Origin of the sequence: Pseudomonas sp. Irchel s3f7 (genome assembly GCF_900187615.1) — a bacterium.
Classification (GTDB): Bacteria; Pseudomonadota; Gammaproteobacteria; order Pseudomonadales; family Pseudomonadaceae; genus Aquipseudomonas.
In genome coordinates, this window is the sequence record NZ_FYDO01000002.1 from 126,858 (window position 1) to 139,901 (window position 13,044).

The window sequence follows — 13,044 nt, forward strand, 5'->3', positions numbered from 1 at the left end:
GATCTTTTAAGCCCTGAACTGCCCCAGACTGGCTTTAAGTTGCGCCGCCAAGCCATCGAGCACCTTGCCGCTGACCGTGGTTTCCACCACTGCCTGAGCGGCCTTCTCGGCCTGCGCATGAATGGTCTGGACCCGACCGCGCACAGCTTGCGCCCCTCTTGCCTGATGCTCGGCTGCCTGAGTCGCCAGGCCTATCGCCGCGTGAACCTGCTCGACCGACGCCTGCACCGACTGCTGCAACCGCGCACTGTCACGCAACACCAGCAACCCTTCGTTAGCCTGACGCCCAGCCTGACCAATCGCCGCCACCGCTTCCCGCGCACCTTGCTGCAACGCCACGATGTGCGCCTGAATATCACCCGTAGAGCTTTGGGTCTTGCTCGCCAACGCCCGCACCTCATCCGCCACCACGGCAAATCCGCGCCCGGTCTCACCCGCCCGCGCCGCTTCGATGGCCGCGTTCAACGCCAGCAGATTGGTCTGCTCGGCGATGCCGTGGATCACCGTCAGCACCACTTCAATTTGCTCACTTTGTTGCGCCAGACGCTCGATGACTTGCGCCCCGGTACCGACCTGACCCGCCAGCGCTTCGATCAGACCGCCGACTTTCGCCGCAGTCCGAGTGTTTTCATCGGTGGCCTGGCGGATTTCGACAACCTGCTTCAACGCAGCCTGCATCGCATGACTTTCAGATTGGGCCTCATCGGCCATTTGCGACAACGCACGCAGACTTTCAGCGACTTCATCGCGCTGCATGCCCGCCGCCGCATCGGCTCCGGCATTGCGCAAGGTCATGGCACCGATTTCCACACCGGTGCGCTGGGCCACATCACCCGCCTCGCGCACGATCGGCTGCAACTTATCCACAAAGCGATTGACTGCCGATGCCATGTCGCCGATTTCATCTTTGCTGCTGATCTGCACACGCTTGGTGAGATCACCCTCGCCCGCCGCCAGATCATCCATGGCCACAATCAGCATTTTCAGGCGATTGACCACTCGACGACCGAGCACTACTGCCAGCAACAACAGCACGCCACAGCCGACCAGCGCCAGGCTCAAACCAATGCGCCAACGCAAGGTGGCCGCAGCCTCCTGCACGGTACTGGTGGTATTGACCTTCATTTCAGATGCCGTGGCCTGAGCCGATTGCAGACGCGCGCCCATGGCCGCCGCACTGTCAGCTGCCGCGCCTTTCAGGCTGTCGCCCACGAGCTGGTCGCTGCTGGCAATCAACGCGGAGAAACGCTTGTCCAGCGCCGCCAGATCGGTTTCCACCGAGGCGGTCGAGACACCCATCAAGACCTTGCCGATTTCCACGCCGTTAGGATTGATCGAGGCCTCGATATAGAAAACCGACGGGTCGTTTTTCGCCGCATCCAGCACCTTGTCCAACGCACGCTCGCCCTGGCCTTTTTCCAAAAGGGCCTTGTTGATCGGGTTTTCCCGGTTGAGGTAGCGCGTCAGATGCTGGCCGGTGGCGTCGTCGTAGACCACGAACAGCACGTTCGGATTGCGCTGGGCGCGTCGAGCGAATTCGGACAGGGTCGGAACGTCGTTGTCCCACATGGCGCGAGGCGCGACAGAGGCCAACAGCTGCGCCATGTCGTTGGCGGAGTCCTTCAGGTCTTTTTCCAGCGTTGCGCGCAACTGCGCCTGCTCGTCCTTCAGTCGCGCGGACAAGCCGGTCGTCAGGCGTTGACGCGTACTGGTGGAGAGGCTGTCGAGGCTCGACGTGACTTCGCGCCCCGCCTGCTCAAGCTCCCCGGAAAGTTTTTGGCTATCGGCGCCCAGGCGCATGCCCAGATCGGCTTCAAGCGCCGTCACCGTGCTCCGGGTCAGCGCAACAGCGACCAGCACCTGCACCAAAAGGGCGATACCAAGGGTAACGAACACGGGCCGCAACAAACGGCTCTGTAACAATGAGAGAACGGCCGACACTTGATATCCCTCTGCTTAAACGCCATTAAATTGATGGCACGCCAAAAGTGACGTTTAGGCAAAGCTAACAGCAAAGGTCATGCCGCCCGACAGGCATAAACGACAAAGGCCCCGATTAAGGGGCCTTTGTGTTTTACATCAACAGCTTATCAAGCGAACGGATGGCGCAGAACGATGGTTTCGTTGCGGTCAGGGCCCGTCGAAATAATGTCGATCGGCGCGCCGATCAACTCTTCGACGCGCTTGATGTAAGCACGGGCATTAGCCGGCAGCTCTTCCAGGGTCTTGGCACCCACGGTCGACTCGGTCCAGCCCGGCACTTCTTCGTACACAGGCAGCAGGCCCACGTAGCTGTCAGCGTCAGTCGGGGCAACCGCATTGCCTTCTGCATCTTTGTAGCCGACGCAGATGTTGATGGTTTCCAGACCGTCGAGCACGTCCAGCTTGGTCAGGCAGATGCCCGAGATGCTGTTCACATCGATAGCGCGACGCAGGATGACGGCGTCGAACCAGCCACAACGACGAGCACGGCCGGTCGTCGCGCCGAACTCGTGACCTTGTTTGGCCAGGTGCGCACCGACTTCGTCGAACAGCTCAGTCGGGAATGGACCCGAACCTACACGCGTGGTGTAAGCCTTGGTGATGCCCAGGATGTAGTCCAGGAACATCGGGCCAACACCCGAACCGGTAGCAACGCCGCCAGCGGTGGTGTTAGAGCTGGTCACGTACGGGTAGGTGCCGTGGTCGATATCCAGCAGCGAACCTTGAGCGCCTTCGAACATGATGTCTTTGCCAGCGCGACGCAGGTCGTGCAGCTCGGCAGTCACGTCCAGCATCAGCGGCTTGAGCAGCTCAGCGTATTCTTTGCATTCGGCCAGGGTCTTGTCGAATTCGATGGCCGGCTCTTTGTAGTAACCCACCAGCATGAAGTTGTGGTAATCCACCAGTTCACGCAGCTTGTCTTCAAAGCGCGGCATGTTGAGCAGGTCGCCCACACGCAGGCCACGACGTGCAACCTTGTCTTCGTAGGCCGGGCCGATGCCGCGACCGGTAGTACCGATCTTCAGCTCGCCACGGGCCTTTTCACGGGCCTGGTCCAGCGCAACGTGGAAGGACAGGATCAGCGGGCAGGACGGGCTGATGCGCAGACGCTCGCGCACCGGCACACCTTTTTCTTCCAGCTTGATGATCTCGCGCAGCAGGGCGTCAGGTGCAACCACCACGCCGTTGCCGATCAGGCACTGCACGCCTTCGCGCAGCACGCCCGACGGGATCAGGTGCAAGACGGTTTTTTCGCCGTCGATCACCAGCGTGTGGCCAGCGTTGTGGCCACCCTGGTAGCGCACTACGGCGGCAGCATGTTCGGTCAGCAGATCAACGATCTTGCCTTTGCCCTCATCACCCCATTGGGTGCCCAGGACTACGACATTCTTACCCATAACACTTGTCCTCATTCGCGCAAACTTGGTGCCGGCGGCAGCCGGCAGGAAAACTCAAGAAGCCAGTGGCGATACTTGCCAAAGCCCGTTCTGCTGGATCAATTGCCGGTCGCAGTCCGCTTCACGGGCGGCGGCCAATGGCTGCCCAGGCAATGCCTGAACGACACGCTGACCCTCACTGCGCAACTGGCAAACCTGCTGCCAGAGTGCCGCATCCGTACTGTCAGGCATCCAGATACCGCCAGACGGTAGCTCGATCTCAGCACGCCCCAGGGTCACCAGGGTTTTCAAATCGGTGGAGAAGCCGGTAGCCGGACGAGCGCGACCGAAGTCGGCGCCGATGTCGTCGTAACGACCGCCCTGGGCAATGGACTGGCCAACACCCGGTACAAACACCGCGAACACGACGCCGGTGTGGTAGTGATAGCCGCGCAACTCGCCCAGGTCGAAGTACAGCGGCAATTGCGGGAAACGCACGGACAAACGCTCGGCAATTGCCAGCAAGTCATCCAGCGCAGCCAATACCGGAGCCGGCGCCTTGGCCAGACGCTCGCGGGCAGCGCTCAGCACTTCACGACCGCCACACAGGTCGACCAGCGCACGCAGCATGCCCGACAGATCGGCAGGCAAACCTTCGGTCAAGGTAATGACCTCGTCGATGGCCTTGCGTTGCAGCGCATCGAACAACTGCTGCTCGACCTCACCGGACAAACCGGCGGCACGGGCCAGGCCACGGTAGATACCAACATGACCGAGGTCCATGTGCACATCCGGCACATCGGCCAGTTGCAGCATGGCCAGCATCAGGCTGATGACTTCTACGTCGCTGCTCGGACTCGCGTCGCCGTACAACTCGGCACCCAGTTGAATCGGGCTGCGCGAGGACGACAAGGCGCGAGGCTGAGCGTGCAGAACACTACCGGCATAGCACAGACGGCTTGGGCCTTCGCGACGCAAGGTGTGCGCGTCGATGCGCGCCACTTGCGGCGTGATGTCAGCACGGAAACCCATCTGCCGGCCCGATTGCGGGTCGATGACCTTGAAGGTGCGCAGATCCAGATCCTGGCCCGCGCCGGTCAGCAGGGATTCCAGGTACTCGATATGGGGAGTCACGACAAACTCGTAACCCCAGCTCTGGAACAGATCCAACACCTGACGACGCGCAACTTCAATGCGCGCAGCTTCCGGTGGCAGTACTTCTTCGATGCCATCTGGCAGAAGCCAGCGGTCTACCGTTGCCATTACGCCTTCCCCTATCTCCGGGCGACCAGCCTGTCGGCGAGCCTTGAGTGAAGCAGAAAATGATCAGCTTGCGCACAAACCACGCGCATGAGCGACGGAGCGAAAAGCCCTCTAACCGGCTTCGCCAATCACTTTCCTCGAAAAACTGTCGGGCCATTCAGCCCGTCGCCTGCTCAAAAAACCGCAATCAAACATGCAGACGCAAAAAAGCCGGGAATTTCCCGGCTGCCGCATCATACACACGTTTTCCCAAAGGATCACCCCGCCAGAGGCTTTAGCCGCCCGGCGGGATAATTCAGGCTAACGCCGTGTCAAGGCTTGGCTTTTTCCAGGTAGTGGAAGAAGTCACTGCTTGGGTCGAGGACCAGGACGTCGGATTTGCTTGCAAAGCTTTCACGGTAAGCACGCAGGCTACGGTAGAACGCGTAGAACTCCTGGTCCTGACCGTACGCCTTGGAGTAAATCGCTGCGGCCTGGGCATCACCGTCACCGCGAACCTCTTCAGATTCACGATAGGCTTCAGCCAGCAGAACGCGGCGCTGACGATCGGCGTCGGCACGGATGCCTTCGGACAGCTCGTTACCCTTGGCGCGGTGCTCACGAGCTTCACGCTCACGCTCGGTGCTCATACGCTCGAACACGCTGCGGTTCACTTCCTTCGGCAGGTCGATGGTCTTGACCCGGACATCGACAACTTCGATACCCAGTTCTTTTTCAGCCATCTTGTTCAGCGAAGCCGTGATATCCGCCATCAGCGCATCACGCTCACCGGACACCACTTCGTGCAAGGTGCGCTTACCGAACTGGTCACGCAGGCCCGATTCCAGACGACGGGACAAACGCTCGTCGGCAATCTGCTTGAGGCCGGAAGTTGCGGTGTAGAAACGCTCTGCGTCCTTCACACGCCACTTGGCGTAGGCATCGACCATCACGGCTTTCTTTTCCAGCGTCAGGAAGCGCTGCGTCGGTGCATCCAGCGTCATCAGGCGTGCGTCGAATTTACGCACCTGGTTAACGTAAGGCACTTTCACATGCAGGCCCGGCTGAACATCGGCCTGAACCACGCGACCAAACTGCAGCAACACCGCGCGCTCGGTCTGAGCCACGATGTAGAAGCAGTTCCAGGCAGCGATCGCCACGACGACGCCGACAATAAGGGCGATCAGCGATTTATTGCTCATCAGCGACTCTCCCTGGTACGTGCTTGCTGTTGCTGCAGATCAGCTGCGGCACGCGCATTCGCTTCATTGCTGGTGGCTGCCGCACTGTTCACCGGAGTGCTGGTGCTGCGGCCACTTTCGACCATTTTGTCCAGCGGCAGGTACAACAGGTTGCTCTGGCCATTTTTGTTGCCGGTCACGAGCACCTTGCTGGTGTTGCTGAAGACTTCCTGCATGGTGTCCAGGTACAGACGCTGGCGGGTGACTTCAGGTGCCTTGCGGTACTCGGCGACCAGTTTGGTGAAGCGATCAGCCTCACCCTTGGCACGCGAGACGGTTTCGTCACGGTAGCCGTTGGCGTCTTCGAGAATACGCTGAGCCTGACCACGAGCTTCCGGCACGACGCCGTTGGCATAGGTTTCAGCCTGGTTACGCGAACGCTGCTCGTCTTCACGGGCACGGATCACGTCATCGAAGGCTTCCTGGACTTCACGCGGTGCCGCTGCGCTCTGAACGTTGACTTGGGTAACGGTGATGCCGGTGCGATAGGTATCCATGAAGCGTTGCAGACGCTCCTTGATCTCGCTGGCCATCAATTCACGACCTTCGGTCAGCACCTGGTCCATTGCGGTGGAACCCACCACGTGGCGCAAGGCACTGTCGGTCGCGTGCTGCAGGCTGATTTCCGGCTGATCGACGCTCAGCACGAAGTCCTGCAGGTTGCTGATCTTGTACTGCACGGTCAGCGGCACTTCGACGATGTTCTCGTCTTCAGTCAGCATCTGGCCCTGCTTGGTGTACGCACGCTCACGCGTAACGTTTTCCATGTACTTCTTGTCGATCGGCGGGAAGTAGATATTCAGGCCGGGACCGACGGTTTCGTAGTACTTGCCGAAGCGCAGCACCACGGCTTGCTCCTGCTCGTCGACGACATAGACCGCGCTGTACAGCCATACGGCCGCCAGGACGACCAGGCCGATGCCGAGCAGGCCGCCAAAGCCGCCACTCTTGCCCGAACTACCGCCGTCGTCACCGCCACGTTTCTTACCACCACCGAACAACCCGTTCAGGCTTTCCTGCAGCTTTCGGAAGGCCTCGTCGAGATCCGGTGGTCCCTTGCGGTCGCCGTTATTACGACGTTTGCCACCCCAAGGGTCCTGATTATTCGAGTTGCCACCCGGCTCATTCCAAGCCATAGCGCTCTCCATCTGATAAAGCAAAGACGCACCCACGGCGCGCCGACCAATGCTACAGAATGCCTGTCACCACGGCACAACCGCTTTCTCAGGCTTTTATTGCAAAGTGTGTTGCTCGATGAATTCCATCGGCTGCAATCCTTCGCGGCTTACCAGTCGATTCAACTCGACCCGGGGCAAACGAACGGCCAGCAAACTGATGCCTTCTTCGTCGTGCTCTTCTTTCTGCACCGCACCGAGTTCGAAAAACTGCGCACGCAGTCGAGCGAATCGTTGCGGCAAGCGCAGGGTACCGATAAACAAATCACTGCCAAGTAACTCGGCAATGGCTTGCTCAAGCAATTCCAGCCCCGAGCCATCACGTGCCGACAACCAGACCCGCTGGGGTTTGCCGTTTTCGTCGCGCTGGATTTGTGGCTCAACGCCTTCAAGCAAATCGAGTTTGTTATAGACCTCGAGGATCGGCAAGTCCTGGGCACCAATCTCGCCCAGCACCACCATCACCTGCTCGATCTGCAACATGCGATCCGGTTCGGCCGCATCGATCACGTGCAACAACAGGTCGGAGTTGCTCGACTCTTCGAGGGTAGACCGAAATGCCTCAACCAGCTTGTGGGGCAAGTGACGAATGAAGCCCACAGTGTCCGCCAGGACAATCGGCCCCAGGTCGTCCAGTTCCAGACGACGCAAGGTCGGGTCCAGCGTGGCAAACAACTGATCAGCCGCGTACACGTCGGACTTCGTCACGTTGTTGAAGAGCGTGGATTTACCGGCGTTGGTGTACCCCACCAGGGATACGGTAGGAATATCCGCACGCGAGCGACCGCGTCGCGACTGCTCGCGCTGGCTGCGTACCTTTTCCAGTCGGCCCTTGATCTGGCGCAGGCGAACCCGCAGCAAACGGCGGTCGGTTTCCAGCTGGGTTTCACCCGGGCCACGCATGCCGATGCCGCCGCCCTGACGCTCAAGGTGAGTCCAGCCGCGAACCAGCCGGGTGCTCATGTGGTCAAGCTGGGCCAGTTCGACCTGGAGCTTGCCTTCATGGGTACGGGCGCGCTGGGCGAAAATATCGAGAATCAGACCGGTACGGTCGATCACGCGACACTCGAAAACACGTTCGAGGTTACGTTCCTGACTGGGCGTGAGGATGTGATTGAAGATCACCAGATCGGCTTCTTCGGCCTTGACCAGGTCGCGCAGCTCCTCGACCTTGCCGCTGCCGATCAGGAATTTGGCGGTTGGCCGATGACGCGGCACGTTAAAAAACGCAACGGTCTCGGCGCCGGCCGAATTAGCCAACTCCTGAAACTCCTGCGGATCTTCGCGCGCCTCAGGGTCCTGTCCATCCAAGTGAACGAGGATGACTCGTTCACCACCACCGTGGCGCTCAAAGAACAAAGGAGACTCCTATCAGGCGTTACCTGGCTCAGCGTCACCTGCTTCGGATTCGGTTGCGCTAGGCAGACGAATTGGACGAACCGGCACCACTGTAGAGATAGCGTGTTTGTAAACCATTTGGCTGACGGTGTTTTTCAGCAGGATTACGAACTGGTCGAAAGACTCGATCGTGCCTTGCAGTTTGATACCGTTGACCAGGTAGATAGACACCCCAACTTTCTCTTTACGTAAAGTATTCAAGTAAGGGTCTTGTAGCGAATGCCCTTTTGACATGTGCCGCACTCCTTTAAGGATTCAATATAAAAAATAGGTAATCAGATGGCTTTAGCCGTCACACCCCCAAGGATAGACGGCAATTGCAAGGACTCACTTCAATATGGAGATGGTCCCAAGGTATTTCAAGGCGCGCGGCAGATTGTCGCAATCCAGGCTGTCCAGCCAGTGTAAATCAGCCCAACTGCGCAGCCAGGTGAACTGGCGTTTCGCCAACTGGCGCGTGGCAATGATTCCACGCTCCTGCATCTCGGCTGACGTCAGCTTGCCATCCAGGTAGTCCCAGACTTGTCGGTAACCTACCGCACGTATAGACGGCAACCCGGCATGCAGGTCACTTCTCTTACGCAGGGCTACGACCTCGTCAATGAATCCCTGTTCCAACATTAAAGTGAATCTTTGTTTAATTCGCTCGTGAAGTACCTGCCGATTTGCCGGAGCAATGGCCAAGTTCGCGACAGTATAGGGCAATTGTTGCCGCCCCGAAGCCGCTGCTTCAGTACTTTGCGTAGATTGTTTCAAACGCAGCTCAGTCATGCTTTGACCGCTGACACGATAAACTTCCAGCGCTCGACTCAGACGCTGTGGATCGTTCGGGTGAATACGCGCCGCGGAAACCGGATCGATCAACGCCAACTGATCGTGCAAGGCTTGCCAGCCAAGGCGCGCAGCCTCTTCTTCGATTTGCGCGCGGACCTCTGGATCGGCTGCGGGCATTTCTGCCAGGCCTTCGACCAGAGCCTTGTAGTAGAGCATCGTGCCGCCTACAAGCAGCGGAATTTTTCCCCGTGCGGTGATCTCGGCCATGGCTTCGAGGGCGTCGCGGCGAAAATCCGCAGCCGAATAGCTCTCGGCCGGGTCGAGAATATCGATCAAACGATGGGGATACTGCGCCAACAGATCTTTGGACGGTTTGGCCGTGCCGATGTCCATGCCTCGGTAAACCAATGCCGAATCGACACTGATCAGCTCGCAAGGCAGGACCTTGGTCAGTTCGATTGCCAGGTCGGTCTTGCCGGCGGCGGTCGGGCCCATCAGGAAAATCGCAGGTGGGAGCTGGCTCATCAACGACCGCGCAAGAACAGTTTGTCCAGATCGTCCAGGCCCAATTGGGTCCAGGTCGGTCGGCCATGGTTGCATTGACCGCTGCGCTCGGTGTTTTCCATGTCACGCAGCAGACCGTTCATTTCCGGCAAGGCCAGGCGTCGATTCGCCCGAACCGCGCCGTGGCAGGCCATGGTCCCGAGCAATTCGTTGATGTGCGCCTGAATGCGATCGCTGGTGCCGTACTCCATCAGGTCAGCCAACACATCCGCGACCAGTCGGTTGGCTTCGGCCTGCTTGAGCAGCGCAGGGATCTGCCGGATCGCCAGGGTTTCCGGCCCCAGTCGTTGTAATTCAAAGCCCAGGCGCTGGAACCAGGCGACGTGTTCCTCGGCGCAGTCGGCTTCGCGCTGACTGACCGCCAGGGACTCCGGCACCAACAGCGGCTGGCCGCTCAGGCCTTCGCTCGCCATGGCAACCTTGAGGCGTTCATACATGATGCGCTCGTGGGCGGCATGCATGTCCACCAACACCAGGCCCTGGGCATTTTCCGAAAGAATGTAGATACCCTTGAGTTGTGCCAGCGCATAACCCAGCGGCGGGATGTCGTCTTGCCCTGCCGGCAGCGCGACCGCGTTGGCTTCTGGCAACGGCGCAAAAAACTCGCGATACGCCGCCTGCGCTTCAGCCGCCGGAACAGCCGACTGCTGACGCGGGGTGTATTGGTATTGATAACCGGCACCCGCACCGGTACCGGCCGGTGCATTGAACGACGGCTGAGCCTGAGGCTGCTCCAGCAGCGCATTGGCTGCCAGACGCATTTCGCCCTGAGGACCGAACTCGCCCGCATCAAGCCCGGTGGGCCGGACAATCGCCGTTGCCACCGGAGCTGCCAGATGATCGTCCGGCCGCACATCGCCCAAGGCACGGTGCAAGGTGCCGTAAAGGAAATCGTGAACCATGCGCCCCTCACGGAACCGCACTTCGTGCTTGGTCGGGTGCACGTTGACGTCGACGCCTGTCGGATCGACCTCGAAAAACAGCACAAAGGTCGGATGCCGACCATTGAACAGTACGTCGCGATAAGCCTGGCGTACCGCGTGGGCCACCAGTTTGTCGCGCACGGCACGGCCGTTGACGAAGAAATACTGCAAATCCGCCTGGCTGCGGTTGAACGTCGGCAAACCGACCCAGCCCCACAGGTGCAAGCCGTTGCGCTCGATTTCAATCGGCAGCGCCTGCTCCAGGAAACCCGGGCCACAGATTGCCGCCACACGCCGGGCACGGGCCGCATCATCATGGGCCTCATGCAGGCTGAGGATAGTCTTGCCGTTGTGGCGTAGATGGAACGCCACATCGAAACGCGCCAAGGCCAGACGCCTGATCACTTCTTGCAGGTGATCGAATTCGGTTTTTTCGGTCTTGAGAAACTTGCGCCGAGCCGGGGTGTTGAAGAACAGGTCGCGCACTTCCACCGAGGTACCCACCGGATGGGCCGCGGGCTGCACACGCGGCACCATGTCACGGCCCTCGGTTTCCACCTGCCAGGCCTGATCGGCGTCGCGGGTGCGGGAGGTCAGGGTCAGGCGCGCAACGGAGCTGATCGACGCCAGTGCCTCTCCCCGGAAGCCCAGACTCATGACTTGCTCAAGGTCTTCCAGGTTGCGAATCTTGCTGGTGGCGTGACGCGCCAAGGCCAGTGGCAGGTCGTCGGCGGAAATGCCGCTGCCGTCGTCACGAACCCGCAGCAGCTTGACGCCGCCCTGCTCCACATCGACATCGATGCGTCTGGCGCCGGAGTCAAGGCTGTTTTCCAACAGTTCCTTGATCACCGAAGCCGGGCGCTCAACCACCTCACCCGCGGCAATCTGGTTCGCCAGGCGCGGGCTGAGCAGCTCGATGCGAGCGCTGCTGTTCACCACCTCATTCATTCTTTGGCCGCCAGTTCGGTGCCTGGAATGGTCAAGTGTTGACCCACCTTGAGTTCATCACCCGATAGTTTGTTGGCGCTGCGCAAGATGGCCGGCGAAACCTGGTAACGCACGGCAATCATCGCCAATGTCTCGCCCGGGTTTACCCGATGGTCACGAGGACCCTGGGCGATTTTGCCGGAATCACGCAGCCAGGCAATGTAAGTGCCCGGTGGCGGGTTCTGCTGGAAGAACTGGCGCACGCCGCTGCTGATGGAACGCGCCAGCGCCTGCTGGTGACCCGACGCTGCGAGCTTGGACGCTTCGTTGGCGTTGGAGATAAACCCGGTTTCCACGAGAATCGACGGAATATCCGGCGATTTCAGTACCATGAACCCGGCTTGCTCAACGCGTTGTTTGTGCAATGGCGTGACGCGGCCAATGTTGCTCAAGACTTTCTGGCCGACGTTCAGGCTGGACGTCAGGGACGCCGTCATCGACAAATCGAGCAATACGCCTGCGAGCATGCGGTCTTTGTCATCGAGGCTGACGTTGCCGGCACCACCGATCAAGTCGGAACGGTTTTCACTGTCGGCCAGCCAACGGGCAGTTTCCGAAGTCGCGCCACGATCCGACAAAGCGAACACCGAGGCACCGAACGCGGCAGCCGAAGGTGCAGCGTCAGCGTGGATCGAGACGAACAGGTCGGCGCCCTTCTTGCGGGCGATTTCGGTTCGGCCACGCAATGGAATGAAGTAGTCACCGGTACGGGTCAGTTCGGCGCGGAAGCCTTTCATGCCGTTGACCTGACGCTGCGTTTCGCGAGCAATCTGCAACACCACGTCTTTTTCGCGCTGACCGCGAGAGCCGGAAGCACCCGGGTCTTCACCGCCATGACCGGCATCGATCACCACAACGATGTCGCGCTTGCCTGCCGGGGCCGGCGGCAACTTGATTTCAGGTTTTGTCGGCGTGACCGGTACAGCCGGCACCGTGGCGACCGACGGCGTCGGCGCTGGAGGCGGCGCGGCATCGGCCGGATTATCGAACAAGTCGACCACCAGTCGGTTGCCGTACTGAGCATTTGGCGCCAGGGAGAAGCTTTTCGGCGTGACCGCTTTTTTCAGGTCGATGACCACACGCAAATCCGTCGGCGTGCGTTGGGCCGAGCGCATGGCGGTGATCGGGGTGTTCGAGGTGTTGACGTTCAGCGGCGCGCCGAGGGTCGCACCATTGATGTCGATGACCAGGCGGTCCGGGGCCGTCAGGGTAAAGACGCTGTGCTGCACCGGGCCGGTCAGGTCAAACACCAGTCGTGTGTTGTCCGGCGCCCGCCACAGGCGAACGCTGTTGACCTTCGAATCGGCCACAGCGTCGACGGTCACCGCCAAAAACAACATTCCTACGGCAGCCACCAACGCGCGAAAGCGCATACCTAACC

10 protein-coding genes are annotated in these 13,044 nt (G+C 60.1%); all 10 read right to left on the reverse strand.

Annotated features, from left to right (window positions below):
- Nucleotides 1-6 precede the first annotated feature (6 nt).
- Nucleotides 7-1,941 carry a methyl-accepting chemotaxis protein gene (locus CKW19_RS02140; protein ID WP_095056363.1) on the reverse strand — a complete coding sequence of 645 codons (1,935 nt, stop codon included), beginning with the start codon at nt 1,939-1,941 and terminating at the stop codon, nt 7-9.
- Between the two features lie 149 nt (nt 1,942-2,090).
- Entirely contained in the window at nt 2,091-3,380 is a 1,290-nt protein-coding gene (locus tag CKW19_RS02145; protein WP_095056364.1) for an adenylosuccinate synthase, read from the reverse strand.
- Nucleotides 3,381-3,434: 54 nt separating this feature from the next.
- Nucleotides 3,435-4,622: an ATP phosphoribosyltransferase regulatory subunit gene (locus tag CKW19_RS02150; RefSeq protein ID WP_095056365.1), complete on the reverse strand. Its 1,188-nt coding sequence runs from the start codon at nt 4,620-4,622 to the stop codon at nt 3,435-3,437.
- A gap of 311 nt (nt 4,623-4,933) precedes the next feature.
- On the reverse strand, nt 4,934-5,803 hold the full coding sequence (gene hflC / locus CKW19_RS02155) for a protease modulator HflC (protein ID WP_095056366.1): 870 nt from the start codon (nt 5,801-5,803) through the stop codon (nt 4,934-4,936).
- Nucleotides 5,803-6,978, reverse strand: coding sequence for an FtsH protease activity modulator HflK (gene hflK / locus CKW19_RS02160; RefSeq protein ID WP_095056367.1), 1,176 nt, complete (start codon nt 6,976-6,978; stop codon nt 5,803-5,805). The genes hflC and hflK overlap by 1 nt, the downstream gene beginning before the upstream one ends.
- A gap of 96 nt (nt 6,979-7,074) precedes the next feature.
- Nucleotides 7,075-8,376, reverse strand: a complete 1,302-nt coding sequence (gene hflX, locus CKW19_RS02165) for a ribosome rescue GTPase HflX (protein ID WP_095056368.1) — start codon at nt 8,374-8,376, stop codon at nt 7,075-7,077.
- A 12-nt stretch (nt 8,377-8,388) separates the two neighbouring features.
- On the reverse strand, nt 8,389-8,649 hold the full coding sequence (gene hfq, locus CKW19_RS02170; protein ID WP_007902656.1) for an RNA chaperone Hfq: 261 nt from the start codon (nt 8,647-8,649) through the stop codon (nt 8,389-8,391).
- Between the two features lie 93 nt (nt 8,650-8,742).
- A complete protein-coding gene (gene miaA / locus CKW19_RS02175) occupies nt 8,743-9,714 on the reverse strand; it encodes a tRNA (adenosine(37)-N6)-dimethylallyltransferase MiaA (protein WP_095056369.1) in 972 nt (323 codons plus the stop codon).
- On the reverse strand, nt 9,714-11,624 hold the full coding sequence (mutL, locus tag CKW19_RS02180) for a DNA mismatch repair endonuclease MutL (protein WP_095056370.1): 1,911 nt from the start codon (nt 11,622-11,624) through the stop codon (nt 9,714-9,716). Before mutL ends, miaA begins: the two co-directional genes overlap by 1 nt.
- A complete protein-coding gene (locus CKW19_RS02185; protein ID WP_371856323.1) occupies nt 11,621-13,003 on the reverse strand; it encodes an N-acetylmuramoyl-L-alanine amidase in 1,383 nt (460 codons plus the stop codon). The genes mutL and CKW19_RS02185 overlap by 4 nt, the downstream gene beginning before the upstream one ends.
- Nucleotides 13,004-13,044: the final 41 nt, after the last annotated feature.

Excerpts from the sequence above, each read along its gene's own strand:
- CKW19_RS02145 (WP_095056364.1), bottom strand. The coding sequence starts at position 3,380 with ATGGGTAAGAATGTCGTAGTCCTGGGCACCCAATGGGGTGATGAGGGC.
- CKW19_RS02150 (WP_095056365.1), bottom strand. The coding sequence starts at position 4,622 with ATGGCAACGGTAGACCGCTGGCTTCTGCCAGATGGCATCGAAGAAGTA.
- hflC (WP_095056366.1), bottom strand. The coding sequence starts at position 5,803 with ATGAGCAATAAATCGCTGATCGCCCTTATTGTCGGCGTCGTCGTGGCG.
- hflK (WP_095056367.1), bottom strand. The coding sequence starts at position 6,978 with ATGGCTTGGAATGAGCCGGGTGGCAACTCGAATAATCAGGACCCTTGG.
- hfq (WP_007902656.1), bottom strand. The coding sequence starts at position 8,649 with ATGTCAAAAGGGCATTCGCTACAAGACCCTTACTTGAATACTTTACGT.
- miaA (WP_095056369.1), bottom strand. The coding sequence starts at position 9,714 with ATGAGCCAGCTCCCACCTGCGATTTTCCTGATGGGCCCGACCGCCGCC.
- mutL (WP_095056370.1), bottom strand. The coding sequence starts at position 11,624 with ATGAATGAGGTGGTGAACAGCAGCGCTCGCATCGAGCTGCTCAGCCCG.
- CKW19_RS02185 (WP_371856323.1), bottom strand. The coding sequence starts at position 13,003 with ATGTTGTTTTTGGCGGTGACCGTCGACGCTGTGGCCGATTCGAAGGTC.